Source organism: Palleronia marisminoris (assembly GCF_900172315.1).
Lineage (GTDB): Bacteria > Pseudomonadota > Alphaproteobacteria > Rhodobacterales > Rhodobacteraceae > Palleronia > Palleronia marisminoris.
This window is the reverse complement of record NZ_FWFV01000008.1, coordinates 45,242-71,158: the sequence shown is the minus strand read 5'-3', so window position 1 is coordinate 71,158 and position 25,917 is coordinate 45,242. Positions and strand designations below refer to the sequence as shown.

The window sequence follows — 25,917 nt, the reverse complement described above, 5'->3', positions numbered from 1 at the left end:
CGCAAGCACCTTGGCGCACACACCCCGCGCATGGACCCGGAGACATGACGATGGCCCCGCCCCCACCGCCCCCTGACGAGTTCGGACCCTTCGGTCCGCCGCTGTTCGACGACCCCAGCGCGCGCGCCCTCAGCCGGGTCGCCGTGATCGACATCGGCTCGAACTCGATCCGGATGGTGGTGTTCGACGGGGCAGCCCGCTCGCCCGCCTATTTCTTCAACGAGAAGGTCATGGCCGGCCTCGGCGCAGGCTTTGCCGAGACGGGGCGCCTGAACCCCCAGGGCAAAATCCGCGCCATGGCCGCGATGCGCCGCTTCGCGCAGCTCGTGAAGGGCATGGGAGCGTCCCCCGTGATCGCGATCGCGACCGCAGCGATGCGCGAAGCCGAGGACGGCCCCGAATTCCGCGATGAGGTCGAGGCCGAGACTGGCATCGCCATCACCATCATCAACGGCGAGGAAGAGGCGCGCCTGTCCGCGCAAGGCGTCTTCGTCGGCTGGCCGGACGCCGAAGGGCTGGTCTGCGACATCGGCGGATCCTCAATGGAGCTTGCCCGGATCGGCGGCGGCGGCACGGTCGGCACGAGGTTGACCTCCCCGCTCGGGCCCTTGCGCCTGCAGGGGGTCAAGGGCGGCAAGAAGGCCCTAGCCACCCATATCCGGGAGGTCGTCACGGGCCTTGGCGAAGAGGTCGGCGTTCATCACGACCGCCTGTTCCTCGTCGGCGGATCGTGGCGCGCGATCGCCCGGATCGACATGGAGCGGCGGGGCTATCCGCTCAACGTCCTGCACGAATACCGCATGTCGCCCAAGCAGGTGCGCGAGACGGTGAAGTTCATCCAGAAGACCCCAGTCGCCGATCTGCGCGCGGCGACCGGCATCGGCGAAAGCCGCATGTCGCTGGTGCCTCTGGCGAGCCTTGTTCTCAAGGAGGTGGTCAGCCGCCTGAAACCGAAGGAGATCGCCGTGTCGTCCTACGGCATCCGCGAGGGCGTGCTCTACGAACAGATGCCCCAACCGCTGCGCGACCGGAACCCGCTGATAGAAGCCTGCCGCTTCGCCGAACAGAAAGACGCCCGGCAGCCCGGCTTCGGCCGCGCCCTTTACCACTTCATCCTGCCGCTCTTCCGCTCTCGGTCGGCGGGACGGCTCAGGATCGTGCGGGCGGCCTGCCTGCTGCACGACGTCAACTGGCGCGCCCACCCCGACTACCGCCACGAGGCCTGTTTCGACAGCGCGACGCGGGCGAACCTGGGTGGCCTGACGCACGAGGAGCGCCTGTTCCTCGGCCTCGCCCTGCTGCACCGCTACAAGGGCTCGCACAAGGGCACGCGCTTCGACCAGATGAACGGCATCCTGTCCGAAGACGAGATGCTGCAGGCCGAGGTTGTCGGCCGGGCGATGCGCTTCGGGGCAATGTTCTCGGCCACGGAACCCCTCAGTCACGGTGAGATGCGCTGGTTTCCGAAGCGCCGCCACTTGGAACTGAGGCTGACCGACGACGCGCTCGACCTGTTCGGAGAGGTCGCTCAGTCGCGCTTCAAGGCTCTCGTGAACGCCCTGTCCGCAACATCCGAGGTCAAGCGGTTCCGCGGTGCGCGGGCGACGGGCTAGATCTCGATTTCGTCATCCATCGGAGCCGGGTCGTCCGCCGGCCGCTTGCGCCGGATGATGATGTCCCCGTTGGGCAATCTCTCGGGCGGATGGTAGGCGCTCAGGTCGTCGATGTTCAGCTGGTCGAAGTCGAAGTCTCTCAGCGCGTCGGCAAGTTCGCGCATGCGGGGTTCAGCCTCGCCCACCAGCCCTTCGAGAAGCCGGCGCGCGCCTTCGCTCAGCAGGTCCATCCCCTCTTCGAGATCCGATGCACCCCCCTCTCCATTATTCAGGGGGCCGTCGCGTTCCTGGGCGAAGGAGGGGGTGGCGAGCAGAAACGCGCCGAGGACAAGAGTGATTGCAGTTTTCATGGCCATACAACGCGCCGAGAGCCTCCCTCGGCGCGTGCCTCACGATATGGTGATAGAGCCGCTCAGTTCGACAGCCGTGACCATGCCTCACGGTAGCGCGCATAGGCGTCCGCGTAGGCATCAGTAAGCGTCGGATCAGGCGCGATCTCGGCCTCGACCGCCGGCGCCGTCAACATCTCGGCCGGGTCTGCGCCAGCAGCGAGCGCCCCGAGACGAGCGGCGCCGAACGCCGCGCCGAAATCGCCGGAGACGGGCTTCAGCAGCGTCAGCCCCGTCGCCGCGGCGGCGATCCGCAGCCACGCCTCGGACTTGGCCCCACCGCCCACGGCGAAGGCGCTGTCGATCGAGGTGCCCGCATCGCGCAGGGCCGTCGCGCAGTCGGCGAAGGCAAAGGCGACCCCGTCAAGCACCCCGTGCACGAGGTCCGGCAGCGTCATCCCGCGCTGCAGGCCCAGGAATGCCCCGGTCGCGTCGGGCGCGTTGTGGGGCGTCCGCTCGCCGGACAGATACGGCAGGAAGGTCGCGGCCGAGGGACCCTCGATCCGCTCGGGCAGCATTGCGGTCAGCTCGGGACCCGTTTTGCCGGTGATCTCGCCCAGCCAGGTCAGGCTATCCACGGCAGACAGGATCACGCCCATCTGGTGCCAGGTGTCGGGGACTGCGTGGCAGAAGGCGTGCACGGCGGCCTCGGTATTCGGCGCGAACCGGTCCGTGGTGGCGAAGAGCACGCCCGAGGTGCCAAGCGACAGGAAACCCGTGCCCGGCTTCGTCAGGCCCATGCCGCAAGCGGTTGCAGCGTTGTCGCCGCCGCCGCCCGCCACCGGCACCTCCGACACGCCCCATCGCTCGGCCAGCGCCGCCCGCAGAATCCCTGAGCGTTCCGACCCCTCGACAAGGCCCGGCATCTGCGAGCGGCTGAGGTTCGTCGCCTCCAGCAGCTTGTCCGACCAGTTCCGCGCCGCCACGTCGAGCCACAGCGTCCCCGCAGCATCGCTCATGTCGCTTGTGTGACCGCCCGTCAGCCACAGGCGGACGTAATCCTTGGGCAACAGCACCTTGGCGATCTTGGCGAAGATCTCGGGCTCGTGCTTCTCGATCCAGCGCAGCTTGGGCGCGGTGAAGCCAGCCATGACGATGTTGCCGCCGATCCCGCGGAAATCGCCGCGCTCTTCCAGTTCGCCACATTCGACCGCACTGCGCCCGTCGTTCCACAGGATCGCGGGGCGCAGCGGCTTGTCATCCGCGCCGAGGCAGGTCGCACCGTGCATCTGGCCCGACAGGCCGATCCCGCGGAGCTGCCGCATGGCCTCGGGCTGCTGTTTCGCCAACTCGTCGATGGCGCTTTCGCAGGCGGCGATCCAGTGGTCCGGGTCCTGTTCGGACCAGCCGGGATGGGGGCGCTGAACGGTCAGTTCGGCATGGGCTTGCCCCACCGCGCTGCCGCGTTCGTCGATCAACAGCGCCTTGACGCCCGAAGTGCCGATATCAAGTCCCAGAAACATGCCTGTCATCCGATGGTTAGGGGGTGGTCGTACCAGTGCTCTTCCAGATTGGCACCGTCGCCGATCCGGTCGATCACCGCGAAAAGTCCGGGCGCGTGCAGCGGGGTCAGGACCCCGTGCCACGTCCCGCGCAAAAGGTTGATCGCCTGTCCCGGCTCGGAGAGGAATGCGTGGACGGGACCCGGCCGGGCACCTGCACCCTCGGCCACGATCACGAGGAACGGGGCGTGTGACATCGGCACGAAGGCCTGGCTGCCTGCGGGGTGGCGTTCGACCATCTCCAGCCGGTAGGGCAGCGACCGCGGCTTCGCCTCGAAGATCGAGACACCGGCCCGCCCGTCCCCGAAATCCAGCCGCGCGCGGTCGTGGAAACGCCCGCAGAGGCCCTGGTTGATGATCCGGTCGGGCTCGCCCGTGGCCTCGAGCACGTCGCCGAAGGGGCGAAACGCCTCGGCCGTCAGAGGACGGGGCGCGATCATCCCAGCATCGCCCCGAGGCGCAGCCGCGCGATGCGCTCGACCTGGCGGCAGGCTTCGTCGAACTCGGCCTCGCGGGCATTGTCGATCCGTCGCTCGAAGGCGGACAGGATGCCCGCCTTGTCGTGGTCGCGCACCGCGATGATGAAGGGGAAGCCGTGCTTGTCCATGTAGCGCGTGTTCAGGTCGCTGAACCGCGCGCGCTCGTCATCGGTCAGCGCGTCGAGGCCCGCGCTGGCCTGCTCTCCGGTGGACTCGGCCGTCAGGCGCTTGGCATCGGCAAGCTTCCCGGCGAGGTCCGGATGCGCACGCAGCACCTCGAGCCTTTCGGATTGCGGCGCGGTGCGGAAGGCCCGGCACAGGGCATTGTGGACCCCGGCGGCACAATCATGCGCGGGGCCAAGCTCCAGCGCGTGGGCCCGCTCGGCAACCCACGGGGAGTGCTCGAAGACCCCGCCGAACCGGTCGACGAATTCCGCGCGGTCCATCTGCGAGGTACGCTCGTGTCGGTGGTGAGGATGCGCCTCGGCCCAATGCCGGGCGATGTCTTCCCGCCTCGCGATCCAGACGCCGTCATGCCCGCGCACGTGGTCGAGGAACCGCCGCAGCGCCGCCACCCGCCCCGGACGGCCAGCCAGGCGGCAATGCAGGCCGACCGACATCATCCGCCCCCCTTCGGCATAGAGGGTGTCGAACGAGTCGATCAGGTAGCGCTCCCATGACGCGCCGTCCGGGTGCCCCGCCTGGATGGCGAAGCGCATGTCATTGGCGTCGAGCGTGTAGGGCAGGATCAACTGGTCGCGCTCGCTCACTTCGATCCAGTAGGGCACGTCGTCCGCATAGCTGTCGGACACGTAGTCGAAGAGCCCGGTTTCGCCCACCAGCCGCACCGTGTTCACCGAGCAGCGTCCGGTATACCAGCCCTTCGGCGCAGCGCCCGTCACCTCGGCATGAAGGCGCGTCGCCTCGGTGATCTGCGCGCGCTCTTCGGCCTCGGGCATGTCCTTGTGCTCGACCCATTTCAGGCCGTGGCTGGCGATCTCCCATCCGGCGGCCTGCATCGCCTCGACCTGTTCGGGGCTGCGGGCCAGCGCATCTGCCACCCCGTACACAGTCACCGCCGTGTCCGACAACAACCGGTGGAGCCGCCAGAACCCGGCTCGCGCGCCGTATTCGTAGATCGACTCCATGTTCCAGTGCCGCTGACCGGGCCACGGGGCGGCGTTGGTGATCTCGGACAGGAACGCCTCGGAGGCCGCGTCGCCGTGGAGGACGTTGTTTTCGCCCCCCTCCTCGTAGTTCAGCACCAGCGAGACCGCGATCCGTGCGCCGTTCGGCCAGGCGGCGTCGGGCGGTGTGGGGCCGTGGCCTCTCATGTCGCGGGGGTATCTGTTCATCACGGTGCTCCTCGTCGCCGGCGCACCCTATCCTCATCCCCGCACCGGGGAAAAGGCCTCGGCGCAAGGCTTGCGCCGCCGGCCCCACGCGCTCTACTCCGGGAGACGAGATCGAAGGAGGCCCCCATGCCCGGATACCTGACGACCCACGTCCTCGATACCGCCCGCGGCTGCCCCGCAGCGGGACTGCGGATCACGCTGTTCCGAGTGAACGAGACTCGCCTGGAGGTCGCCTCGGCCGTGACCAACGCGGATGGCCGGACGGACGGGCCGATCCTGCCCGAGGCCAAGTTCACCCCGGGCACCTATGAACTGGTGTTCCATGCCGGAGACTACTTGCGCCAAACCGGGGAAGGCCTGCCCAACCCGCTGTTCCTCGACGAAGTGCCGATCCGCTTCGGCATGGCGGTCGAGGATCACTACCACGTGCCCCTGCTGCTTTCGCCGTTCGGCTATTCCACCTACCGGGGCAGCTGACCTCAGACCCGGACGCCGCGGCGTCCTGCCAGGTCGGTGAAGAACTGCCACGCGACACGGCCCGAACGGCTGCCGCGCGTGGCCTGCCACTCGATCGCCTCGGCGCGCAGGGTGGCGTCGTCGATCTCAACCCCGTGGGCATCGCAATAACCTCGGATCATCGCGAGGTATTCATCCTGGTCGCAGGGGTGAAAGCCCAGCCACAGCCCGAACCGGTCCGAAAGCGAGACCTTCTCTTCCACCGCCTCGGCGGCATGGATGGCGCGGCCGGCCTCGTTCTCGATCATGTCGCGGGGCATCAGGTGGCGCCGGTTCGAGGTGGCGTAGAACAGCACGTTGTCCGGCCGCCCCGCGATCCCGCCATCCAGCACCGCCTTGAGCGACTTGTAATGCTGGTCGTCATGGCTGAACGACAGGTCGTCGCAATAGAGCAGGAACCTTGTGTCGGGCGCTGCCCGCAGCACCTCCAGAAGCCGCGTGACCGAGGACAGGTCCTCGCGCGACAGCTCGACCAGCTTCAGTTGATGTTCCGTCGCAACTTTGGCGTGTACCGCTTTGACAAGGGAAGATTTTCCCATCCCGCGGGCACCCCATAACAGGGCGTTGTTTGCAGCGAATCCGCGGGCGAATTGGTGGGTGTTCTCCAGCAGAGTCGCCTTGGACCGGTCGATCCCCACGAGCAGCGACAGCTCGACCCGGTTCACGCGCTGAACCGGCGTCAGCCGGTCGGGCGAGGTCTGCCACAGGAACGCATCGGCCGCCGAGATCTCGGGCAGCGGAGCCGGCGGCGGAGACATCCGCTCCAGCGCCGCGGCAATTCGGTTCAGCCCGTTCGCATCCATGTCGCTCGCCCATTCACCCGTTTCGCCGTGGGTATGTCACGAAACGGGGGCGGGCAAGGTCACCCCTGCCCGCCCCCGTTTCCGCAAGCCGCTCATGGACGTTTCGTGTCGTCCTCGGGCTCGTCGTCGGCCAGGTCCTCGTCATCATCGAGATCGTAGAGGTCCTCGTCCTCGCCCAGCACGCCCTCGGCACGGAGTTGCTCGACCCGGTTCTTCTCGACCCGCCGCACCAGGAAGATCGACACCTCGTAAAGACCGTAGACCACGGTGAAGAGAATGAGCTGCGTGATGACGTCAGGAGGCGTGACCAAGGCGGCGAGCACCAGGATGCCCACGACCGCGTACTTGCGCACGTCGGCCAACCCCTTGGACGACACCAGTCCGGCCTTGCCCAGAAGGGTCAGCAGCACCGGAAGCTGGAAACATAGCCCGAACGATACGATGAACTTCATTGTCAGGTTCAGGTATTCCTGCGCCGAACCCTGGAACACCACCGAAAGCGGCGCGCCGACCTCAGGCGTTAGGGCCTCGCCCTCGGTGCCGAATTGCTGGAAGCCCAGGAAGAAGTCGTAGGCCAGCGGCGTCACCACGTAGAAGGCGAAGGCCGCGCCGATGGCGAACATGAAGGGCGACGCGATCAGGAAGGGCAGCATCGCGCCCTTCTCGGTCCGGTAGAGGCCGGGCGCGACGAACCGCCAGAGCTGGTAGGCGATCATCGGGAAGGACAGGAACAGCCCCCCCAGAAGCGACACCTTCACGGCGACGAAGAAGCCTTCCTGCGGCGAGATGAAGATCAGGTCGCAATCCTGCCCGCGTTGCGCCAGCTGCTGGCACAGCGGCTGGGTCAGGAAGTTGAAGATCGGCGTCGCGACGGTGAAGCAGATCACCATGCCGATGATGAAGGCGATCATCGCGCGGATCAGCCGCTTTCGAAGCTCGGCCAGGTGTTCGATCAGCGGGGCCGAGCTGTCTTCGAGGTCGTCCCGGTCGTCGGCGGCACTCATGCCTTGTCATCCTCGGAGGTCAGCGGCGTGTCGGCGGCCGTGCCGGTATCCTTTGCCGGAGCGCTGGTCGCGGGCCCATCGGCGGCGCTTGTGGCGGCCTCGCGGTCACGGCGCGCTTGCGCCCGGTCGGCCGCCGCCTGCTTGAACTTCTCGGCCTTCTCTCGGCGCTCTTCGCTGAGCGCCTGCGTGGCGGGGCCGCTTCCGGCGCTGCCTTTCTTGCGCGGCTCTTTCATCGGATCCCACTTGTCGAAGCTGTCTGCGGCCTCGTTCAGCTTGTCGAGGCCGTACTTCTTGGGATTCGAATAGCCTTTCAGGTCCTTGTGGATATCGCGGACGCCCGATTCGTCGGCCGCGTCCTCCATGGCGCGCTGGAACTCGCGCGCCATCGACCGCATCTTTCCGGTGAACCGGCCGAGCGTGCGGAACATTCCCGGCAGGTCCTTCGGCCCCACCACGATCAACGCGACGATGCCGATGACCAGAAGCTCGGTCATCCCGATGTCGAACATGGGTACGCGCCTCCCGGGGCGGTCAGGTCAGGTTCAGCTGTTGCGGCTCTCGACCGTCTCGCGCTCGGTGCTGTCGGTCGCAGGGGCCACGGACTCGTTGCGCACGGAGGGCGCGGCAAGCTCGCGGTCCTTCTTGGCAGCCGTCTCGTCCTCGTCTTCCTTGGACCCTTCGCCCACGCCCTTCTTGAAGGCGGTGATGCCCTTGCCGACCTCGCCCATCAGCGACGAGATCTTGCCCCGGCCGAAGAGGACGAGCACGACGATCGCGATGAGCAGCAGGCCCGGAAGGCCGATATTGTTGAGCATGGGTAACTCCTAATCCCCCGGCTGTAACGGCCTCTATCTATAGGATCGCTTGGCCGAATTGAAGGAGAAACCGTTCACGTCTTCAGGCATGCCCTCCGCAGGGCGAATTGCCGGCTTCGCGACGGGCTGCTAGGCCTGCGCGAAGGGGAGGATCCAGCCATGACCGTCGTGCCCGTCACGTCCGCCGATCTCGATGCCGCCGAGGTGTCGTGGTTCTCGGCGCTCTGCTCCGACGACTACCGCCAGCTCGGGGTGCCCGAGGATGACCTGCGTTCGTCCTGGGCACATTGCCGCGACATCGCGCTGGAAGCCGAGGCGCAGGGCTTTCGCAACATCCTATGCCCCTCTTCCTACCAGGTCGGGCAGGACACGCTCAGCTTCGTGGCCGGTATGGCGCCCCTGACGGACCGGATGAATTTCCTCGCCGCGATCCGCTGCGGCGAGATGCAGCCGATCATGCTGGCGCGGACCGTGGCGACGCTCGATCATATGCTTGAAGGGCGGCTGACGCTGAACGTGATTTCGTCGGACTTTCCGGGCGAGAAGGCCGACAGCGCCTTCCGCTACCGCCGTTCGCGCGAGGTGGTCGAGATCCTCAAGCAGGCTTGGACGCGCGACCGGATCGACTTCGACGGTGAGGTCTACCAGTTCGACAACGTGCCGACCGACCCCGCCAAGCCCTACCAGACCGGCGGGCCGCTGCTGTATTTCGGGGGCTACTCGCCCGACGCGCTGGAGCTTTGTGGGCAGCATTGCGACGCCTACCTGATGTGGCCCGAGCCGCAGGAGCAACTGGCCGAGCGGATGCGTGCCGTCCACGCGGTCGCGGAACGGTACGGCCGCACGCTCGACTACGGCCTGCGCGTCCACGTCATCGTGCGCGACACCGAGGCCGAGGCGAGGGAGTACGCCGATCACCTCGTGGCGCAGCTGGACGATGAATACGGGCGCATGATCCGCGAGCGTGCGCACGATTCCGGCAGTCTCGGCGTCAGTCACCAGGCCCGCGCCCGCGAACTGGCCGACCGGTTCGGCTATGTCGAACCGCACCTGTGGACCGGCATCGGCCGCGCGCGTTCGGGCTGCGGTGCGGCACTTGTGGGTTCGGCCGACCAGGTGCTGTCGAAGCTCGAGGACTACCGCCGCATGGGCATCCGCGCCTTCATCCTCTCGGGCTATCCCCATATTGACGAATGCCGCCAGTTCGGCCGTCTTGTCCTGCCGGAGTTGACGACCTGTTCCCTGCCCCATGTCTATGGCCGGGTGCCCGAGGGCACCCCCGCAACGCCACTCGGAACCGGAGAGCGCCACTGATGGATCGCGTCCGCCTGACGCCCGACCTCGACTTCAGCCGCATCGCCTATGGCATGTGGCGGCTGGCCGATGATGCCGACACCTCGCCCGCCCATGTGCAGGCCAAGATCGAGGCGTGCCTCGACCATGGCATCACCACCATGGATCAGGCCGACATCTACGGCGGCTACATGGCCGAAGAGGTTCTGGGCCGCGCCCTGACCCCCGCCCTGCGCGACCGAATCGAGATCGTCACCAAGTGCGGCATCGTCGCACCAACCGGTCGTCACGCCGATGCGCGTGGCAAGCACTATGACACTTCCCGCGCCTATATCGAGGCGTCGGTCGAGGCTTCGCTGAGGCTCATGGGGATCGAGGCGATCGACCTGCTGCTGATCCACCGGCCCGACCCGCTAATGAACCCGGCCGAGACGGGTGCCGCGCTGGACGATCTGGTGCGGTCGGGCAAGGTGCGCGCCGTGGGGGTGTCGAACTTCCTGCCCCACGACTTCACGTTGCTGCAGTCGGCGATGCAGACCCCGCTCGTCACCAACCAGGTCGAGATGAGCCTCGGCCGCCTCGACCCGTTCACCAACGGCGAACTGGCCTTCCTGCAGGAACGCAAGCTGCACCCGATGGCGTGGTCGCCACTGGGCGGCGGGCACCTGATGACCGACGAGGGGCCCCTGCAGCAGATCATGGACCGGATCGCTGGCGAAACCGGCACCGACCGCGCCGCCGTCGCCTTGGCGTGGCTGCTGGCGCATCCGGCAGGGATCGTGCCGGTGGTCGGCACAAACAACCTCGACCGGATCGCGAAGGTCGGCGCGGCCTTGGACCTCAGGATCGATCGCGAAACCTGGTTCGAACTCTACACCCACGCGCTTGGCCACGAGGTCGCATGAGCCTGGAACCCTTCACCGCGCGCGAACTGCGCGACGCCTTCTCGCGCTTTGCCACCGGCGTGACCGTGGTGACGACCCGCGCGCCAAGCGGGCCGGTCGGTATTACCGCCAATTCCTTCGCCTCGGTTTCGCTCGACCCGCCGCTGGTGCTGTGGCAACCCGCCCGCGCCTCGGGCCGGTTCGCGCCCTTCACGGAATGCAAGCGCTTCGCGATCCATGTCATGGGCGAAGGACAGCACGGCGTCTCGCAACACTTCGTGCGCGAAGGCGCCATGCCCGCCGACACGCCCTGGACCGAGGCCGAGGACGGGACGCCCCTGCTAGACGACTGCCTGGCGCGCTTCCATTGCGAGACCTATGCCGTCCACGACGCGGGGGACCATGCCATCGTCGTCGGCCGCGTGCTGGACGCCCAGCACCGCGAGGGCGAGCCGCTGGTCTTCGCCTTCGGGCGCTACGGGGTGTTCTCGGCGCACTGACCGGGACGCAAGAAATCGCCCCCTGTCTGTGCGCGAACGCACGCAACTGCCTGGTGCGCCCGGTGTTCCTCGGCTGATATGCGGACCCTCCGCGATGACCGAAAGAACATGACATGACTAAGACCACCAGAACCGCCGCCCTCGCCATCCTCATGGTCCTCGCCGGCGTCGCCGCCAGCGCAGGCATCAACGCGAGCATCCCAACCTTCGAGCGGACGCACGCCACGCCCGCGATGCAGGCCGCGCATCCCGAGCTCTTCTGATCAGACCTCGGCCCGGGCCCGGTTCTTCAGCAGGGTGAGCCTCTCGCGAATCCCGGCACCGGGCGCCCCTTCCCGGGGCGGGTCGGCCAGCGTGGTGAACCACGCCTCGGGCGGATTGCGACCCAGCCTCAGGTGATCGAAGCTGAGGCGCCGCAGCACCGCCTCGGCCTCCGGCGGCAGACGATCCGGGATCTCTTCGCCCGCCAGCGTCGCCCAGATCCCGGTCCAGAGCCGCCCCACAGACCACGGGTTGTACCCCCCGCCCCCAAGGACCAGCAGCCGCGGCGCCAGGGGCATCAACCCCTGCAGCACCGCCCGATGCGCGTTGTTCGACATGGACAGGCGTGAGAGCGGGTCTTCCTCGATCGCGTCCGCACCGCATTGCAGGATGATCGCCTCGGGCCGGTGATCCGCTACGCGCGGCAGGATCATCTCGTCCCGCGCCCGCGCCATGTCGCCGTCATGGGTCCCGCGCGGTAGCGGCAGGTTCCAGACGTTCCCCGCACCCCGTTCGTCGATCCTACCGGTGAAGGGCCACCGCCTTTCCTCGTGGGTCGAGACGATCAGCACCTCGGGGTCGTCTCCGAACGCCGCCACCACACCGTCGCAATGATGCGCGTCGATATCGACATAGGCGATCCGGCGCACACCGGCGTGGCGCAGGTTCAGGATCCCCAGCACCGGGTCGTTCAGGTAGCAAAACCCGTTCGCCCGGTCCGGCATCCCGTGATGCGTGCCGCCGCCGGGGTTGTAGATGCGGCCGCCGTCGCGCAGCAGCGCGGCCGCCATGATGGTGCCGCCCGCCGCCGTTGCGGGCCGACGAAACACCTCTGGGTAGACCGGGTTCGACAGGGTGCCGAGCTTGTGGCGCAGCCGCACCTCGTCCGGGACCGCCTGCGCCGCCTCGGCGCGTTGCAACGCGGCCACGTAGTCTTGCGTATGCCACACCGTCAGCGCCGCGGGTTTCGCGCGGGGCGAGGTCAGGTAGCGTTCGGACGGCAGCCACCCCAACGCCCGGGCAAGGTCCATCACGGTCGAGACCCGCGGGATCCGCAAGGGATGTGCGCCGCCGTAGCTCGACCCGCGGTAGATCTCGGATCCGATGAACCGCGCCGGTCGGATCGGGTCGTCAGGGGCGGGCGCGTTGCGATCCGGCATGGGCACGAGGTATTTTCGCCGCCCCACCCGTCAAGAATTGTTGCAATCGCAGGGCGAGATCTTACCCTCGACGAAAAACCAGACCTTCCAACGAGGCAGAGAGGCGAGCAGCACCATGGGACGCAGTTTCGAACCCGTCCGCCCCGTCGACATGGCGGACCAGGGAAAGCGCGACATGCGCGCACAATTCGCCGCCCTTCCGTGGCGCCGTCACGACGGCAAGGTCGAGGTCCTTCTCGTCACCACCCGTGACGGCGACCGCTGGGTCATCCCGAAGGGCTGGCCGATGGACGGCAAGACCCCCGCCGCCTCGGCCGCGACCGAAGCGTACGAGGAAGCCGGCGTGATCGGCATCGCCTCGGAACGCTGCGTGGGCGTGTTCACCTACAGCAAGGGCAGCGGTCTGCCCGTAATCTCGGCGGTTTTCCCGCTGGAAGTCACACGGCTGCTGGACGACTGGAATGAACGGAAGTCACGCAAGCGGAAATGGGTGTCGCTGAAGAAGGCGGCACGGCTGGTATCCGAGCCCGACCTGGCGCGGCTGCTCTCGGACCCGACGCTTTTGATCCTGTTGCGCTGACACGCCCGATTGCGCGGCGGCCGGGCGTCGATTATGTAAAGCGTCTCGCCAGTTACGGACTTCGCAGATGATCCGATACGCCCTAAAATGCCGCGAGGCGCATTCCTTCGACAGCTGGTTCCGCTCGGCCGGGGCCTTCGACAGCTTGCGCGCGGCCGGACAGTTGTCCTGCCCCGAATGCGGTGCGTCCGAAGTCGAGAAGGCCCCGATGGCGCCCCGCGTCGCCACCGGCGCAGACGAGGCCGAGCACCCCCTCGCCCGGCTCCGGCGCGAGATCGAGACCAAGGCAGACTATGTGGGCACCCGCTTCGCCTCAGAGGCCCGCGCGATCCACGAGGGCGACGCGCCCAACCGGCCGATCTGGGGCGAGGCCCGCCCCGCCGAGGCCCGCGCGTTGATCGAGGACGGCATCCCGGCGGCGCCCCTGCCCTTCGTGCCGAAATCCAAGGCGAACTGACCCGCGGCCGCGCGGTCGCACCCCCTGTCCGGGTGCCGCGCCAAGCCTAGGTGCCACGGCATGAGCACCCCCCTTCTTTCCGTCCGCGACCTGCAGAAGTCCTTCCCTGCCGCGGATGGCCCCGTGCCGGTCCTGCAGGGCGTCACGTTCGACTTGGCGGCAGGGCAGACTCTGGCGCTGACCGGAGAAAGCGGATCGGGCAAATCGACGCTGCTGCACATTGTGGGTGGGCTCGACACGGCGGATGGCGGCGCGGTCCGGCTGGGCGAGACCGAGGTGACCGCACTGGACGACCGGGGGCGCGCGGCGCTGAGGCGGTCGCGGGTGTCTGTCGTGTTCCAGCAGTTCAACCTGATCCCGTCGCTCGACGTGGGCGCGAACCTCGCCTTCCAGGCTCGGCTGGCGGGGCGGCACGACCCCGCCTGGTGCGACACGCTCGCCCGGCGGCTGGGACTGGCCGGGCACCTGTCGAAATACCCCGAGCAACTGTCTGGCGGCCAGCAGCAGCGCGTCGCCATCGGCCGGACCCTTGCGGTGAGGCCCGAGCTGGTGCTGGCCGACGAGCCCACGGGGAACCTGGACGAAGAGACCGGGAGCCGCGTGGTCGACCTGATGCTCGAACTGGTGGCCGAGACGGGTGCCGCGCTTCTCTGCGTGACGCATTCCACCGCGCTCGCCAGCCGGATGGAGCGGCGACTGGTGCTGTCGCGGGGTCGCGTCGCATGATCGGCGCGACGCTTCGGGCGCTGCTGTCCCATTGGTGGCGCCGGCCGTTCCAGCTGGTGACGCTGATGGTCGGGCTCGCCACGGCGACGGCGCTGTGGTCCGGGGTGCAGGCGATCAATGCCGAGGCGCGGGCCAGCTACGATCGCGCCGCGACCACCCTGGCCGCCGGCGCGCGACCCCGGCTGGTCGCGGACGGGCCGATCCCCCAGCGGACCTACATCGCCCTGCGTCGCGCCGGCCACGACGTCAGCCCGGTGCTGGAAGGCAGCGCGGCGGGCCTGCGCATCATCGGGATCGACCCGTTCACGCTGCCCCCCGACGACCTGCCGCAGGACACCGGAGCAGGCAGCATCGGCCCGGATTTCATCGGTGAGCCCGGACAGCTCCTCGTGGCGCCGGGGACCGAGGTGCCCGATAGCCTTCCCCCTGCCACCGAGGCCGAGGGCATCCCCCCGGGCGCCGCCTATGCGGATATCGGCACCGCCCAACGCGTGCTGAACCGTCCCGGTGAACTGTCCGCCCTGATCATCGCCGGCCCGTCATCCATGACCGCGCCGCCCATCGCCGACATCGCACCGACGCTGCGCCGGACCGGAGGCACCACCACCACCGACGTCTCGCGCCTGACCGGCAGCTTCCACCTGAACCTGACCGCGTTCGGCTTCCTGTCCTTCGCGGTCGGCCTCTTCATCGTCCGCGGCGCCATCGGGCTCGCGTTCGAGCAGCGACGCGGCGTGTTTCGAACGCTGCGCGCGCTCGGATTGCCGCGGGGGACGCTCCTGGCGCTGCTGTCGGCCGAGTTGCTGATCCTGTCGCTGGTGGCGGGGGCCATCGGTATCGCCCTTGGTTACCTGGTGGCGACGCTGCTGATCCCCGACGTGGCCGCCACGCTGCGTGGCCTCTACGGGGCCGAGGTCGCGGGCGAACTGACGCTGCGGCCTGCCTGGTGGCTGTCGGGCTTCGCCATCGCCACGCTCGGCACGGCCATCGCGGCGGCGGCGTCGCTATGGCAGACCGCGCGGATGCCGCTGCTGGCGCCGGCGAACCCGCGCGCCTGGTCCCGCGCCTCGGCGCAGGCGCTGTGGCTTCAGGCGGGGGCTGCGGCCCTGTGCCTTGCGGTGGCGGCGGTCGCGTGGGGGATCGGGGGGCTTGCGGCAGGTTTCGTCCTGCTGGGCGGCCTCCTTCTGAGCGCCGCCCTCGCGCTGCCCCTGATCCTGCGGATCGTGCTGCGCGCCGCGTCCCGCACCGCCCAAGGCCCGCGTGCCCAATGGTTCTGGGCCGATGCCGAGCAACAGCTTCCCGGCCTGTCGCTGGCGCTGATGGCCCTTCTTCTGGCGCTTGCGGCGAATATCGGGGTTGGCACGATGGTCTCGTCCTTTCGGCTGACCTTCACCGGCTGGCTGGATCAGAGGCTGGCGGCCGAGCTCAACCTGAGGGCGGAGACCGAGGTGCAGGCCGACGAGATCCTCGCGTTTCTGGGACCCCGGGTGGACGCGATCCTGCCAATCCGCTCGACCGAGCTACCCCTTGCCGGCGCCCCGGCCCAGCTTGTCGGCGTCGCGGACCACCCGACCTATAGCGAGACCTGGCCCCTGATCGCCCGCCAGCCCGACACGTGGGAGCGGGTGAACGCCGGCGACGCCGCGCTGATCAACGCACAGCTCGCCCGTCGCAACGACCTCTGGCCCGGCGCCATGCTCGAGATCGCCGGGCGCGACATGCTCATCGCCGGGGTCTACAGCGACTACGGCAACCCGCGGGGCGAGGCGATGGTGGGCCTCGAGCGCTTCGACACCCTGTTCCCCGACATACCGGCGCTCAGCTTCTCGTTGCGCCTCGACCCGGCCGGGATAGAGGACCTGACCCGGGACCTGCGCGACCGGTTCGACCTTCCCGAGAGCAACATCATGGACCAGGCCTCGGTCAAGCGCGCCTCACTGGCGATATTCGAGCGGACCTTCACCGTCACCGGCGCCTTGAACGTGCTAACCCTTGGGGTGGCGGGGCTGGCGATCCTCACGTCGCTTCTGACGATCGCCACCATGCGCCTGCCGCAGCTTGCCCCTGTCTGGGCGCTCGGGTTCACGCGGCGGCGCCTTGCCATGCTCGACCTGGGGCGCGCGGTGATGCTGGCGGCGCTGACCTTCGTGCTGTCGCTGCCAGTGGGCATCGCGCTCGCCTGGGTGCTGCTGTCGGTGATCAATGTCGAGGCCTTCGGCTGGAAGCTGCCCCTGCGCCTCTTCCCGCTCGACTGGCTGCGCCTGCTGGTCCTGTCGCTTCTGGCCGCAGCGCTCGCCGCCCTCGTGCCCGCGCTGCGGCTCGCCCGCACCCCGCCGTCGGAGCTGCTGAAGGTCTTCGCCCATGAACGCTAGGATCACCCGCCGCGCCCTGATGCTGACCGCTCTGCCGGGACTTGCGCACGCGCAGGGCTTTGCGGGCCTGGGCACAGCGTCGCGGGGCTTCGCCGAACCCGCCCCCGACCCGACCTTCCGCTTCCCCGCCGACCACGGCCCCCATCCTAATTTCCGCATCGAATGGTGGTACGTCACCGCGAACCTCACCGGACCCGACGGCACCGATTACGGCATCCAGTGGACGCTGTTCCGATCCGCTCTCGCCCCCCGGGACGGCAGCGGGTGGAGCACCCCGCAGGCCTGGCTCGGCCACGCCGCCCTGACCACACCTGACACCCACCGCGCGACCGAGCGCCTGGGCCGCGGCGGCATCGGCCAGGCGGGCGTCACGGTCGACCCGTTCGAAGCGTGGATCGACGACTGGCAGATGGCGGGGCCGTCGCTGACGGACGTGCGCCTGACCGCAGCCGGCGAGGATTTCGCCTATGACCTCAGCCTGCGGACGGACATGCCCTTCGTCCCCCAAGGCGTTGGCGGCTACTCGGTCAAGTCAGCCGAGGGACAGGCGAGCTACTACTACTCGCAGCCCTTCTACGCAGTGGAGGGCACGCTGATCCTGCCCACGGGCGAGATTCCCGTCACGGGGCGCGCCTGGCTCGACCGCGAGTGGTCGTCGTCCCCGCTGGCCGAGACGCAGACAGGCTGGGACTGGTTCTCGCTGCACCTCTCCACCGGTGAAAAGCTGATGGGGTTCCGCCTGCGCGACCGGGACGGCCCGCCCTTCACCTCGGCAACCTGGATCCTCCCCGACGGCACGCCGTCCCCCTACGAGGACGGAGCGCTGACGGCCGAACCGCTAGAAACCTCCCGCGTCGCGGATCGCGATGTGCCCACCCGCTGGCGCCTGCGCCTGCCCGCGCGCGGGCTGGACGTCGAGGTCGCGGCGGTGAATCCGAATGCGTGGATGGATCTTCTCTACGCGTACTGGGAGGGGCCGGTGCGCGTCTCGGGCTCGCATGACGGAATGGGATACCTGGAGATGACGGGCTATGAGTGACTGGTTCGAGACGCTGGGCGGGCTTCGCGGCCAGGTATGGCGGATGCTGTCGCAAGGCGCGTGCGACCCGGACAGCGCACTGCACACGGCCGCCCTCGCGACCACGGGCCTGGGAGGCGCAGCCGAAGCACGGATGGTGGTGCTGCGCGGCGCCTCCCCCTCCGACGCGTCTCTGGAGGTCCACACCGACCGCGCCTCGCGCAAGGTGGACGAGCTGCAAGCCAAGCCGAAAGCGACGCTTCTGTTCTGGGACCCGGTCCAGAGCCTGCAGATCCGCGCCCGGGTCGATGTCGAGATCCTGACGGGGCCGGCCCTCGACAATCGCTGGAACGCCCTGGCGGAGCCCGCCGCACGGAACTACGGCGGCAGGCCTCCGCCCTCCACCCCGATGACGTCCGCCCATGACTACGAGGAAACCACCGAGCGCGACCGCTTCGCCGTCCTTGTCGGGCACGTCACCTCGATGGACGTGGTGCATCTGGGTAAGATGCACCGCCGCGCGTTGTTCGAGTCGAAGGACGGCTTCGCGGGGATGTGGCTGGCGCCCTAGGCCCGCCGCCGCTATCCCGCCCTCCATGAGACAGACCTTCCCCGCGACCCGCGACATCGTCCTGATCGGCGGCGGCCATGCCCATGCCTTGCTGCTTCGCAAATGGGGCATGAAGCCGCTGGCGGGCGCGCGGCTGACGCTGGTGAACCCCGGCCCCACGGCGCCCTATACCGGGATGCTTCCGGGCTTCACCGCCGGCCACTACGACCGCGAGACGCTCGAGATCGACCTGATCCGTCTCGCCCGTTTCGCCGGTGCCCGGCTGATCCTGGGGCGAGCCATCGGCCTCGACCGCGAGGCGTGCGAGGCGGTGATCGAGGACAGCCTGATCGGCCGCCGCCGGATCGGCTATGACGCGGCCTCGATCGACATCGGCATCCACTCCGAGATGCCCGACATCCCGGGCTTTGCCGAACACGCCGTCGCCGCCAAGCCCCTTGGCCGCTTTGCCGAGGCCTGGGCGCAGCACTGCGCCCGAGGCGACCGCGACGCGGACATCGCCGTGATCGGCGGGGGCGTCGGCGGCTGCGAGCTTGCCATGGCCATGAGCCACGGCATGGGCGGCGCCCCGGTCACGGTGATCGACCGCGGCCGCACCCTGTCAGGCTTGGGCGAGCGGGCCCGCGCCCGCCTGTTGGAAGAACTCTCGCGCAACGGGGTCACCCTGATCGAGGGCGCCGAAGTGTCGTCCATCGACGCAGAGGGCCTCGACCTTGCCGACGGCCGCCGCATCCCCGCGCGCTTCGTCACCGGCGCGGCGGGGGCACGTCCGCATGGTTGGCTCGGGACGACCGGGCTGGACCTGACGGACGGCTTCGTGACCGTCGACGCGTGGCTTCGCAGTTCCGACCCCGCGATTTTCGCCGCAGGCGATTGCGCGCACCTGTCCCACGCGCCGCGGCCCAAGGCGGGGGTCTTCGCCGTGCGGCAGGCCCCCGTCCTCTTCGACAACCTGCGCGCCGCCGTCGCGGGCGGAACGCTGACGCGCTACCGGCCGCAGAAGGACTACCTGAAACTCATCTCGACGGGACGCAAATCGGCGGTGGCCGAGAAGTTCGGTCTCGCCATTGCAGGTCCGTGGCTCTGGACGTGGAAGGATCGGATCGACCGGAAGTTCATGCGCAAGCTCGACGATCTGCCGCGGATGGCTCAGCCCGATTTGCCGAAGGATCAGGCCGAGGGGCTGGATCGCCTCACCCGCCAGGCACCCTGCGCCGGGTGCGGCGCGAAAGTCGGGCGCGGCACTCTTGCGGCGGCGCTGGCGCGGATGCCTTCCGTTCCGCGAAGCGACCTTGAGGCCGGACCGGGTGACGACGCGGCGATCCTGCGCCTCGGGAACGCGCGCCAGGTGATCACCGTCGACCAGCTCCGCGCCTTCACCGACGACGCGGGCCTTCTTGCGCGGATCGCCGCGCTGCACGCGCTTGGCGACTGCCACGCGATGGGTGCGACCCCGCAGGCCCTGCTGCCGGTGCTGACCCTGCCGCGCCTGTCGCCCCGACTCGAGGCGCGGACCCTGTCCGAGATCATGTCCGCACTCACTGCCGTGGCGCAGGACAGCGGAGCTGCGATCGCGGGGGGGCACTCGGCCACCGGGGCCGAGATGCAGATCGGCCTGACGGTCACGGGGCTGCTGGACGGTCGGGGCACCCCGTTGAGCGGCGGGCGACCCGGAGACGTCCTGATGCTGACCAAGCCCCTCGGCACCGGGCTCGTGCTTGCCGGCGAGATGGCGCTCGATGCGCGCGGGCCCGAGGTGGCCACGACATGGGCCGCCATGGCCGAAAGCCAGCTGACGCTCGATCTGTCGGCCGCCCACGCGGTGACGGATGTGACGGGCTTCGGCCTCGCCGGGCACCTGATGGGCCTCTGCGATGCGTCGGGTACGGGGGCGGAGATCACGCTGGACACGCTGCCGCTGCTTCCCGGCGCCGAGCGGCTGATGCGTGCCGGCACACGGTCCACCTTGCACGACCAGAACCGCGAAACGGCCGCAACCATGACGCTGCCCGATGACCCGCGCGCCGAGATCCTGTTCGATCCGCAAACCGCCGGAGGCTACCTGTGCGCCGTCCCGCCAGATCGCGTGGACGGCTTTCCCGGTACCCGCATCGGCCGCCTGACCGAAGGCCCGCCATTCATCATCGTGACCTGACCGGTCACATCTGCGACAGCCGTCCGGCCAGCTCGGCCCCGAGGCGCTCGATCTCGGCCGCGTCCAGCCGCTCGGCCCGCAGCACCCCGACATCCAGAGTCTCGTGCCGCCCCGCCTGCTTGGCGTAGCGCGGGTCGTAATGATGCTCCATCAGGTCGTTAGCGAGCGCCTCGATCCGCCCCTCGCGCGCCAGTTGCCGCCACAAGTCCACCCGCTCGTGCCCCTGCAGCCGCACGAGCTTGCCCAGGATGTCGTCGAGCCTGTCGGGATCGGAGACGATATCCGCATAGGCCCGCACCAGGTACCCGGCCCGCACGTCCCGCGGAGACTCGACCGTCACGCGCGGCGCGGCCTGCATCGCCTTCCAGAGCGAGGGCGGCACGACCCGCTCGCCGACCTTGCTGCTCTCGGCCTCGACCAGCACCGGCCGCGCCGGGTCGAGCCCGCGCACCACCTCGGCGAGGGCCGACTCGAACCCCTTCTGCGCAGGTTGGGCGCCCATTGCGCCGAAAAGCGAGCCTCGGTGGTTGGCCAGACCCTCGAGGTCGATCACCTGCGCCCCGTGACGCGCCGCGACCTGCAACAGTTCGGTCTTGGCGGTCCCGGTGAATCCGTCCAGCAGCACGACGCGGCAGGGGAACGGACGATCGTAGAGCGTCTCTTTCACCAGCCGCCGATACGTCTGGTAGCCGCCGTCCAGCACCTCGACCCGCCAGCCGATCTGCGCGAGGATCGAGCCGAAGCTGCCCGACCGCTGCCCCCCCCGCCAGCAATAGACCAGCGGCCGCCAGCCACCGTCGTGATGCGAGAGCGGCCCCTCGATATGCCGCGCGGCGTTGCGCGCGACGATCGCGGCGCCGAGCTTGCGGGCGAGAAAGGCGCTCTGCTGCACGTAGATCGTGCCGACGCGGGCCCGCTCCTCGTCGTCGAGGACTGGCAGGTTGATCGAGCCGGGGACGTGATCCTCGGCGAACTCCGACGGCGATCGCACGTCGATGATGGTGTCGAACCCGGCCGCGGGAATGGCCGAAAGATCGTGGGGCGCGAAGGGCATGGGCGCGGCCTAGCGCGTTTCGGGGCGTTTGCCCAGAACCGACCGGCGACGCGGCAAGAGTGGCCGGGGCCGCCTCGTGACCTACTTCCGGCCCATCACCTTCGTTATTCCCTGTTTGGAGTTTGCCATGCGTCCCCGTTTCGTCCTTCGCCTGGCTGCGGCCCTGTCCGCCGCCGCCCTGCCCGCCTTCGCCGCGCCCTGCTCGAACGATGGCGGCCAGTACGAGCAGTGGAAACCGCAATTCGCGCAGGAGGCCCGCGCCGCCGGCATCGGTGAACGTGGCATCCAGGCCCTGATGAACAGCTCTTACTCGCAGGGCACGATCAACGCCGACCGCAACCAGAAGAGCTTCAACTACTCGCTCGACAAGTTCATGCAGGTCCGTGGCGCCAACACGATCGTGTCGCAGGGGCGCCAGCGGAAGGCGGCCAATGCCGGCTTCTACCAGTCGCTCGAACAGAATTACGGCGTCCCCGCAGGTGTCCTCTTGGCGATCCACGGGATGGAGACGGGCTTCGGCGGCTTCATGGGCGACAGCCCGGTGGTGTCGTCGATCCTGACGCTGGCCTATGACTGCCGCCGGTCGGGATTCTTCACGCCGCACGCCCTCGCGGCCCTGCAGCTCGTGGATCGCGGTGCCCTCAGCGCGAATTCCATCGGGGCGCGGCACGGCGAGTGGGGGCACACCCAGTTCCTGCCCGGCAACGTCGTGCGATACGGGGTGGACGGCAATGGCGACGGTCGGGTGGATCTGACCAACGAGACCGACGCGCTGGCCTCGACCGCCAACTTCCTGCGCCAGAAGGGCTGGCAGCCCGGAGCAGGGTACCAGCAGGGCCAACCGAACTATCGCGTGATCCAGGAGTGGAACGCGGCCGGGGTCTATCAGCAAGCGATCGCGATCATGGCCTCGCAGATCGACGGCTAGTGCCGGGTGGCCCCGGCGGTGCCGGGGCCTGTTCCGGGCGCGCATGAATCGTGTGACGCGCCCGCCCACCCGATTTCGACCGGTAAAGAGCGGCATCGGCATCGGCGATCATGAGCTTCACATCGGGGTACCCGTAGTCGGTCGACACCGCGATGCCGAGGCTGGCCGAGATCCTGCATTGCTGCCCGCCGTGAACCACCGGCCTCTCAAGTTCGGCCACGATGCGCAACGCGATCTCGTCCAGGACCGCGATGTCGGTCAGCTCGGGGAGGATGATGAGAAACTCGTCCCCGCCGACGCGGGCAACGGTGTCGCTGGTCCGCACGTTCCGCATCAGTCGCCGGGCGACTGCGCGCAGGACGGCGTCTCCGGCGGCATGACCGTAGCTGTCGTTCACCCGCTTGAAATGGTCCAGATCCACCTGACAGATCGAGAAGGGCGTGCCGAGCGAGGTGCGCTGCAAGACGTGGTCGAGGCCGCGGCGGTTCTGCAGGCCCGTCAGCGTGTCGGTCAGCGCCGCCGCCTCGGCCCGGTCGCGCGCGTCCTGCAGGCGATCGACGAGGCGCAGCGCTTCGCGCATGGCAAGTGATTTCGCCTCCATCAGGTAGAGCATGTCGAGCGTGCGGTCCGTCGGCGGGAAGTCCGACGCCGTCAGGCGGGCGCCGCCGAGGTCGGCGAGATCCACCAAATCGAACGCGAGGTCGAACAACGCCGTTCCGTCAGGCAATGCCACCGCGTGGCCGCGAAAGCCCACGCGTCGCCCGTCGCGGAAGCGCAGCCGCACGACGGGGGCGCCGACCAATGGGGCGACCTCGACCTCCCCGTCCGGCAATTCGCAGGCCAACAGGTCGAAGAGCCACATGTCCGGGGTCGCCCGGCTTCCCGCGATTCGGGCGAAGGTCGCGCCCATGGACAGCACCCGGCCCGAGAGTTCCGTGCGCAGATGCATCGGGAGAAGCTGGCCCAGCACGCCGGGGTCGAGGGTGATGTCACCCGCGAACATCATTCGGCCTGCGCCGCAAGGTCGAAGACCCTGCCTTCCGAAAAATGGTCGGACAGGATTGTCACGTCCAACCGGTGGTTCGGCCCCTCGTCCGGTCCAAGCTCCACCGTAGCGAGGGCTCCGTAATCGTCCGCCATGGCGCGGATTCCGCCGCGGATCACGTGGACCATGCCCTCGGGGCGGCGGCCGCAGAAAATCGCCCACCGACCATCGCCTTCATCGACCGGGCGAATCGGCGGCATGGTCGCATGGGGCAGGACCATGCGGGCACGCTCGGGAAGATCCCCCATCGACTGAACGAAAGCGGCGAAGTCGACGCCCCCGAACCGCAGGAGCCTGCGTAGCGGCTGCATGTCCGCGTGCGAGACGAGGAAGAGGCCCAGATCCTCCAGAACCTCGTCCGGTGCCCGGTTCAGATGTTTTGCCGCGGCACCGAGCACCCGTTCCGTCAGCTGTGGCGCGTAGTTCAGCATCAACTCGAACGAGGGCACCTCTACCCGCGAGTCCGCAAGCACGGCGGCCCAGACCGCGTCGCCGTATGTCGTCTGGATAAAACTCTGTAGTGCCCGTGCCGTTACGCCGTTCATGTCCCACCCCCCATAGGACCGTCCTAGCGCCCAGGCCTTAAGATATTCCTGCTTCGTTCACGTCCAATGCATGTCGGATCCGCCCGGAATCGCCGCCCGCGCGCGACCCGGCCGGTCATAGGGCAGCCCGGCCGCGTCGCAATATGCGACGACCCACGCGTCGTCCATCATCAGGAAATCGAGCACAGCGCCGAGGAAATGCGGGTCGGTCATGCCCTTTCGAATGGACTCGGCATCGCCACCGGTCGAGTTCATGAACACCAACAACAGGTCTTCCTGGCCGGATAGCCAGATCACGACGTCTTGTGCCAGAGTTTCGGCATTATCTTGCTGCATGGCGCCACCGACGGAAAATGGTTAGTGAATCGTTAGGGATCAGGAAGTAACTCGTATTTACCTGGCGAGACCGCAAGGTGCGGTCTTCCGAGGAGAGGAAATGCCCAGACGCGTCCTTATCGCTGATGGTACGGCAACGAACCGGATCGCCCTGCGGGCCGCGCTGTCCTCGGCCCGCTACGACGTCACCGCGGTGGCTTCGGCGAGCGATGCCGCACGCGAGATCGCGGCGCGCGGCTCTGATGTCGTGATCGCCGATGCCGCCTTGGCCGACCTGACCAGCGCACCGCTGCTCGGGCGGGTCGGGCGGTCGCGCGATGAGCAGACGCCGGCAATCGTCATCGCCGATGCCGACGACACCGATCGTCGGGCCGACTGGCTCGAGCTTGGGGCGGCGACAGTGCTGCCGCGCCCGGTCGATCGCGGCTGGCTCCTGACCAACCTGCGCGCGCTTCTGCGCCAGCAGGACGCCGAAGAGGAACTGGCCCGCCAGGTCGAGACAGCCGAGCGTCTCGGGTTCGCAGAGACCGCCCTTCCCTTCCTTCCCCCGCTGAGCCTCGGGGTCGTCGCGCCCGACCGCCTCGCCGCCGAACGGCTGCTGCGCGGCGTGCCCGAGATTGCGGGCACGCCCTTCGTGCATTCCACGGCCGAGGAGGTGTTGTCCGACACCACCGGCCGCCCGCCCGACGTGCTGATCCTGTCCTGCGACCGCGACCCGGAACAGGGCCTCTGGCTGCTGGCCGAGCTTCGGTCGAACCCGCGCACGCGCCGCACGGGGATCATCGTGGAATGCGACAAGACGGACACCGCGACGGCGGGCCGCGCGCTGGATACCGGGGCGAACGGCGTGCTTCCAAGCGACGCCGGCTCTCGTGAGCGCACGGCCGTCCTGACCCGAGCGCTCGGCCAGAAGCGCAAGATCGACGAGATGCGCCTGCGCCTGGCCGAGTGCCTTCGCATGGCCGCCAAGGACCACCTCACCGGGTTGTTCAACCGCCGGTACGCGATGCAGTATCTCGAGGATCTGGCCAGCCGGACCTACGCCGCCGGCCGTCATTTCGGCGTCGTCCTGATCGACGTGGACCATTTCAAGCGCATCAACGACCGGCTCGGCCACAATGCGGGCGACCAGATCCTGACCGAGGTGGCGCGACGGTTGCAGGCGAACCTGCGCGAGCACGACCTCGTGTCGCGTTTCGGGGGCGAGGAGTTCCTCGTGATCCTGTCCGACACGGCTCCGGACGAGGCGATGATCGCGGCCGAACGCCTGCGCGCCGCCATCCAGGCCCCTGCATTCCGGGCGAACGACATCGCGATGGACGTGACCGTCAGCCTCGGCGTGGCTTGCGGAATCCGTCAGCCGGCCGAGGTGATCGCGCGGGCCGACGGCGCGCTCTACCGGGCCAAGCGCGAGGGGCGCAATCGCTCCTTCCTCGCCGAGAACGACGAGCCGGAGCCAGGCGAGGATGCACCCGAGCGGGCACGTCCGGTCGTCGCCACCGACCCCCTACTGCGCCGGTTCACCCAGAAACTATCCTAGAAGACCCGTTCGCGAC

Annotated in this window: 28 protein-coding genes; 15 read left to right on the top strand and 13 right to left on the bottom strand. The window is 68.7% G+C overall.

The annotated features are described in order from the left end of the window. Nucleotides 1-44: 44 nt before the first annotated feature. A complete protein-coding gene (locus PAM7066_RS13630) occupies nt 45-1,613 on the top strand; it encodes a Ppx/GppA family phosphatase (protein ID WP_085854782.1) in 1,569 nt (522 codons plus the stop codon). Here the strand turns inward: PAM7066_RS13630 and PAM7066_RS13625 are convergent. The 4 genes from PAM7066_RS13625 to puuE all read right to left on the bottom strand — a co-directional run bounded on the left by PAM7066_RS13625 (nt 1,610) and on the right by puuE (nt 5,338). Then, nucleotides 1,610-1,963, bottom strand: coding sequence for a hypothetical protein (locus PAM7066_RS13625; protein WP_245749687.1), 354 nt, complete (start codon nt 1,961-1,963; stop codon nt 1,610-1,612). The two genes, PAM7066_RS13630 and PAM7066_RS13625, sit on opposite strands and share 4 nt — an antisense overlap. Nucleotides 1,964-2,025: 62 nt before the next feature. Next, on the bottom strand, nt 2,026-3,465 hold the full coding sequence (gene xylB, locus PAM7066_RS13620) for a xylulokinase (RefSeq protein ID WP_085854780.1): 1,440 nt from the start codon (nt 3,463-3,465) through the stop codon (nt 2,026-2,028). Between the two features lie 5 nt (nt 3,466-3,470). After that, nucleotides 3,471-3,944: an ureidoglycolate lyase gene (locus PAM7066_RS13615; RefSeq protein ID WP_085854779.1), complete on the bottom strand. Its 474-nt coding sequence runs from the start codon at nt 3,942-3,944 to the stop codon at nt 3,471-3,473. Beyond that, nucleotides 3,941-5,338, bottom strand: coding sequence for an allantoinase PuuE (puuE, locus tag PAM7066_RS13610; protein WP_085854778.1), 1,398 nt, complete (start codon nt 5,336-5,338; stop codon nt 3,941-3,943). The genes PAM7066_RS13615 and puuE overlap by 4 nt, the downstream gene beginning before the upstream one ends. A gap of 126 nt (nt 5,339-5,464) precedes the next feature. On the opposite strand from puuE, the gene uraH reads away from it, so the two are divergent. Further along, nucleotides 5,465-5,815 carry a hydroxyisourate hydrolase gene (gene uraH / locus PAM7066_RS13605; RefSeq protein ID WP_085854777.1) on the top strand — a complete coding sequence of 117 codons (351 nt, stop codon included), beginning with the start codon at nt 5,465-5,467 and terminating at the stop codon, nt 5,813-5,815. Nucleotides 5,816-5,817: 2 nt separating this feature from the next. On the opposite strand, the gene PAM7066_RS13600 is transcribed toward uraH, so the two are convergent. The 4 genes from PAM7066_RS13600 to PAM7066_RS19355 all read right to left on the bottom strand — a co-directional run bounded on the left by PAM7066_RS13600 (nt 5,818) and on the right by PAM7066_RS19355 (nt 8,476). Further along, nucleotides 5,818-6,657, bottom strand: a complete 840-nt coding sequence (locus tag PAM7066_RS13600) for an ATP-binding protein (protein WP_085854776.1) — start codon at nt 6,655-6,657, stop codon at nt 5,818-5,820. Between the two features lie 92 nt (nt 6,658-6,749). Beyond that, nucleotides 6,750-7,661 carry a twin-arginine translocase subunit TatC gene (gene tatC / locus PAM7066_RS13595; protein ID WP_085854775.1) on the bottom strand — a complete coding sequence of 304 codons (912 nt, stop codon included), beginning with the start codon at nt 7,659-7,661 and terminating at the stop codon, nt 6,750-6,752. Next, nucleotides 7,658-8,170, bottom strand: coding sequence for a Sec-independent protein translocase protein TatB (gene tatB / locus PAM7066_RS13590; RefSeq protein ID WP_085854774.1), 513 nt, complete (start codon nt 8,168-8,170; stop codon nt 7,658-7,660). Before tatB ends, tatC begins: the two co-directional genes overlap by 4 nt. A 33-nt stretch (nt 8,171-8,203) precedes the next feature. Further along, a complete protein-coding gene (locus tag PAM7066_RS19355) occupies nt 8,204-8,476 on the bottom strand; it encodes a twin-arginine translocase TatA/TatE family subunit (RefSeq protein WP_085854773.1) in 273 nt (90 codons plus the stop codon). Nucleotides 8,477-8,635: 159 nt separating this feature from the next. On the opposite strand from PAM7066_RS19355, the gene PAM7066_RS13580 reads away from it, so the two are divergent. The 4 genes from PAM7066_RS13580 to PAM7066_RS19000 all read left to right on the top strand — a co-directional run bounded on the left by PAM7066_RS13580 (nt 8,636) and on the right by PAM7066_RS19000 (nt 11,416). Beyond that, on the top strand, nt 8,636-9,790 hold the full coding sequence (locus PAM7066_RS13580) for an LLM class flavin-dependent oxidoreductase (protein ID WP_085854772.1): 1,155 nt from the start codon (nt 8,636-8,638) through the stop codon (nt 9,788-9,790). Beyond that, on the top strand, nt 9,790-10,674 hold the full coding sequence (locus tag PAM7066_RS13575) for an aldo/keto reductase (RefSeq protein ID WP_085854771.1): 885 nt from the start codon (nt 9,790-9,792) through the stop codon (nt 10,672-10,674). The genes PAM7066_RS13580 and PAM7066_RS13575 overlap by 1 nt, the downstream gene beginning before the upstream one ends. Next, entirely contained in the window at nt 10,671-11,153 is a 483-nt protein-coding gene (locus PAM7066_RS13570; protein ID WP_085854770.1) for a flavin reductase family protein, read from the top strand. The genes PAM7066_RS13575 and PAM7066_RS13570 overlap by 4 nt, the downstream gene beginning before the upstream one ends. Nucleotides 11,154-11,266: 113 nt before the next feature. Beyond that, nucleotides 11,267-11,416 carry a hypothetical protein gene (locus PAM7066_RS19000; protein ID WP_175484652.1) on the top strand — a complete coding sequence of 50 codons (150 nt, stop codon included), beginning with the start codon at nt 11,267-11,269 and terminating at the stop codon, nt 11,414-11,416. On the opposite strand, the gene PAM7066_RS13565 is transcribed toward PAM7066_RS19000, so the two are convergent. Further along, the gene (locus PAM7066_RS13565) at nt 11,417-12,574 is read right to left on the bottom strand and encodes an acetoin utilization protein AcuC (RefSeq protein WP_085854769.1); all 1,158 of its coding nucleotides are present in this window, start codon (nt 12,572-12,574) and stop codon (nt 11,417-11,419) included. Nucleotides 12,575-12,689: 115 nt separating this feature from the next. On the opposite strand from PAM7066_RS13565, the gene PAM7066_RS13560 reads away from it, so the two are divergent. From PAM7066_RS13560 to selD, 7 genes are all read left to right on the top strand, one after another. Next, complete coding sequence (locus PAM7066_RS13560; RefSeq protein WP_085854768.1) at nt 12,690-13,154, top strand: NUDIX hydrolase; 465 nt, start codon at nt 12,690-12,692, stop codon at nt 13,152-13,154. A gap of 67 nt (nt 13,155-13,221) precedes the next feature. Continuing rightward, nucleotides 13,222-13,611, top strand: a complete 390-nt coding sequence (locus PAM7066_RS13555; protein ID WP_085854767.1) for a DUF1178 family protein — start codon at nt 13,222-13,224, stop codon at nt 13,609-13,611. Between the two features lie 60 nt (nt 13,612-13,671). Then, the gene (locus PAM7066_RS13550) at nt 13,672-14,337 is read left to right on the top strand and encodes an ABC transporter ATP-binding protein (protein ID WP_085854766.1); all 666 of its coding nucleotides are present in this window, start codon (nt 13,672-13,674) and stop codon (nt 14,335-14,337) included. Next, nucleotides 14,334-16,709, top strand: a complete 2,376-nt coding sequence (locus tag PAM7066_RS13545) for an FtsX-like permease family protein (protein WP_085854765.1) — start codon at nt 14,334-14,336, stop codon at nt 16,707-16,709. The genes PAM7066_RS13550 and PAM7066_RS13545 overlap by 4 nt, the downstream gene beginning before the upstream one ends. Further along, a complete protein-coding gene (locus PAM7066_RS13540; RefSeq protein WP_085854764.1) occupies nt 16,699-17,748 on the top strand; it encodes a lipocalin-like domain-containing protein in 1,050 nt (349 codons plus the stop codon). The genes PAM7066_RS13545 and PAM7066_RS13540 overlap by 11 nt, the downstream gene beginning before the upstream one ends. Continuing rightward, the gene (locus PAM7066_RS13535; protein ID WP_085854763.1) at nt 17,741-18,298 is read left to right on the top strand and encodes a pyridoxamine 5'-phosphate oxidase family protein; all 558 of its coding nucleotides are present in this window, start codon (nt 17,741-17,743) and stop codon (nt 18,296-18,298) included. The genes PAM7066_RS13540 and PAM7066_RS13535 overlap by 8 nt, the downstream gene beginning before the upstream one ends. Before the next feature lie 25 nt (nt 18,299-18,323). Continuing rightward, complete coding sequence (selD, locus tag PAM7066_RS13530) at nt 18,324-20,453, top strand: selenide, water dikinase SelD (protein WP_085854762.1); 2,130 nt, start codon at nt 18,324-18,326, stop codon at nt 20,451-20,453. A gap of 4 nt (nt 20,454-20,457) precedes the next feature. On the opposite strand, the gene mnmH is transcribed toward selD, so the two are convergent. Continuing rightward, on the bottom strand, nt 20,458-21,507 hold the full coding sequence (mnmH, locus tag PAM7066_RS13525) for a tRNA 2-selenouridine(34) synthase MnmH (RefSeq protein WP_085854761.1): 1,050 nt from the start codon (nt 21,505-21,507) through the stop codon (nt 20,458-20,460). A 127-nt stretch (nt 21,508-21,634) separates the two neighbouring features. Here mnmH and PAM7066_RS13520 point away from each other — a divergent pair, with 127 nt between their 5' ends. Beyond that, complete coding sequence (locus PAM7066_RS13520) at nt 21,635-22,435, top strand: lytic murein transglycosylase (protein ID WP_085854892.1); 801 nt, start codon at nt 21,635-21,637, stop codon at nt 22,433-22,435. Here PAM7066_RS13520 and PAM7066_RS13515 read toward each other — a convergent pair. The 3 genes from PAM7066_RS13515 to PAM7066_RS13505 are packed head-to-tail and all read right to left on the bottom strand — an operon-like array spanning nt 22,410 to nt 24,361. After that, the gene (locus PAM7066_RS13515) at nt 22,410-23,441 is read right to left on the bottom strand and encodes a GGDEF domain-containing protein (RefSeq protein ID WP_085854760.1); all 1,032 of its coding nucleotides are present in this window, start codon (nt 23,439-23,441) and stop codon (nt 22,410-22,412) included. The two genes, PAM7066_RS13520 and PAM7066_RS13515, sit on opposite strands and share 26 nt — an antisense overlap. Continuing rightward, entirely contained in the window at nt 23,438-24,025 is a 588-nt protein-coding gene (locus PAM7066_RS13510; protein WP_085854759.1) for a heme NO-binding domain-containing protein, read from the bottom strand. The genes PAM7066_RS13515 and PAM7066_RS13510 overlap by 4 nt, the downstream gene beginning before the upstream one ends. 57 nt (nt 24,026-24,082) lie before the next feature. Then, nucleotides 24,083-24,361: a DUF3572 domain-containing protein gene (locus PAM7066_RS13505; RefSeq protein ID WP_085854758.1), complete on the bottom strand. Its 279-nt coding sequence runs from the start codon at nt 24,359-24,361 to the stop codon at nt 24,083-24,085. 100 nt (nt 24,362-24,461) lie between these two features. Here PAM7066_RS13505 and PAM7066_RS13500 point away from each other — a divergent pair, with 100 nt between their 5' ends. After that, nucleotides 24,462-25,901, top strand: a complete 1,440-nt coding sequence (locus tag PAM7066_RS13500; protein ID WP_085854757.1) for a diguanylate cyclase — start codon at nt 24,462-24,464, stop codon at nt 25,899-25,901. Nucleotides 25,902-25,917 lie beyond the last annotated feature (16 nt).

Bases quoted from the DNA above. Each gene is read 5' to 3' on its own strand.
- PAM7066_RS13630 (WP_085854782.1), top strand. From the start codon at position 45: ATGACGATGGCCCCGCCCCCACCGCCCCCTGACGAGTTCGGACCCTTC.
- PAM7066_RS13625 (WP_245749687.1), bottom strand. From the start codon at position 1,963: ATGAAAACTGCAATCACTCTTGTCCTCGGCGCGTTTCTGCTCGCCACC.
- xylB (WP_085854780.1), bottom strand. From the start codon at position 3,465: ATGTTTCTGGGACTTGATATCGGCACTTCGGGCGTCAAGGCGCTGTTG.
- PAM7066_RS13615 (WP_085854779.1), bottom strand. From the start codon at position 3,944: ATGATCGCGCCCCGTCCTCTGACGGCCGAGGCGTTTCGCCCCTTCGGC.
- puuE (WP_085854778.1), bottom strand. From the start codon at position 5,338: ATGAACAGATACCCCCGCGACATGAGAGGCCACGGCCCCACACCGCCC.
- uraH (WP_085854777.1), top strand. From the start codon at position 5,465: ATGCCCGGATACCTGACGACCCACGTCCTCGATACCGCCCGCGGCTGC.
- PAM7066_RS13600 (WP_085854776.1), bottom strand. From the start codon at position 6,657: ATGGATGCGAACGGGCTGAACCGAATTGCCGCGGCGCTGGAGCGGATG.
- tatC (WP_085854775.1), bottom strand. From the start codon at position 7,661: ATGAGTGCCGCCGACGACCGGGACGACCTCGAAGACAGCTCGGCCCCG.
- tatB (WP_085854774.1), bottom strand. From the start codon at position 8,170: ATGTTCGACATCGGGATGACCGAGCTTCTGGTCATCGGCATCGTCGCG.
- PAM7066_RS19355 (WP_085854773.1), bottom strand. From the start codon at position 8,476: ATGCTCAACAATATCGGCCTTCCGGGCCTGCTGCTCATCGCGATCGTC.
- PAM7066_RS13580 (WP_085854772.1), top strand. From the start codon at position 8,636: ATGACCGTCGTGCCCGTCACGTCCGCCGATCTCGATGCCGCCGAGGTG.
- PAM7066_RS13575 (WP_085854771.1), top strand. From the start codon at position 9,790: ATGGATCGCGTCCGCCTGACGCCCGACCTCGACTTCAGCCGCATCGCC.
- PAM7066_RS13570 (WP_085854770.1), top strand. From the start codon at position 10,671: ATGAGCCTGGAACCCTTCACCGCGCGCGAACTGCGCGACGCCTTCTCG.
- PAM7066_RS19000 (WP_175484652.1), top strand. From the start codon at position 11,267: ATGACTAAGACCACCAGAACCGCCGCCCTCGCCATCCTCATGGTCCTC.
- PAM7066_RS13565 (WP_085854769.1), bottom strand. From the start codon at position 12,574: ATGCCGGATCGCAACGCGCCCGCCCCTGACGACCCGATCCGACCGGCG.
- PAM7066_RS13560 (WP_085854768.1), top strand. From the start codon at position 12,690: ATGGGACGCAGTTTCGAACCCGTCCGCCCCGTCGACATGGCGGACCAG.
- PAM7066_RS13555 (WP_085854767.1), top strand. From the start codon at position 13,222: ATGATCCGATACGCCCTAAAATGCCGCGAGGCGCATTCCTTCGACAGC.
- PAM7066_RS13550 (WP_085854766.1), top strand. From the start codon at position 13,672: ATGAGCACCCCCCTTCTTTCCGTCCGCGACCTGCAGAAGTCCTTCCCT.
- PAM7066_RS13545 (WP_085854765.1), top strand. From the start codon at position 14,334: ATGATCGGCGCGACGCTTCGGGCGCTGCTGTCCCATTGGTGGCGCCGG.
- PAM7066_RS13540 (WP_085854764.1), top strand. From the start codon at position 16,699: ATGAACGCTAGGATCACCCGCCGCGCCCTGATGCTGACCGCTCTGCCG.
- PAM7066_RS13535 (WP_085854763.1), top strand. From the start codon at position 17,741: ATGAGTGACTGGTTCGAGACGCTGGGCGGGCTTCGCGGCCAGGTATGG.
- selD (WP_085854762.1), top strand. From the start codon at position 18,324: ATGAGACAGACCTTCCCCGCGACCCGCGACATCGTCCTGATCGGCGGC.
- mnmH (WP_085854761.1), bottom strand. From the start codon at position 21,507: ATGCCCTTCGCGCCCCACGATCTTTCGGCCATTCCCGCGGCCGGGTTC.
- PAM7066_RS13520 (WP_085854892.1), top strand. From the start codon at position 21,635: ATGCGTCCCCGTTTCGTCCTTCGCCTGGCTGCGGCCCTGTCCGCCGCC.
- PAM7066_RS13515 (WP_085854760.1), bottom strand. From the start codon at position 23,441: ATGATGTTCGCGGGTGACATCACCCTCGACCCCGGCGTGCTGGGCCAG.
- PAM7066_RS13510 (WP_085854759.1), bottom strand. From the start codon at position 24,025: ATGAACGGCGTAACGGCACGGGCACTACAGAGTTTTATCCAGACGACA.
- PAM7066_RS13505 (WP_085854758.1), bottom strand. From the start codon at position 24,361: ATGCAGCAAGATAATGCCGAAACTCTGGCACAAGACGTCGTGATCTGG.
- PAM7066_RS13500 (WP_085854757.1), top strand. From the start codon at position 24,462: ATGCCCAGACGCGTCCTTATCGCTGATGGTACGGCAACGAACCGGATC.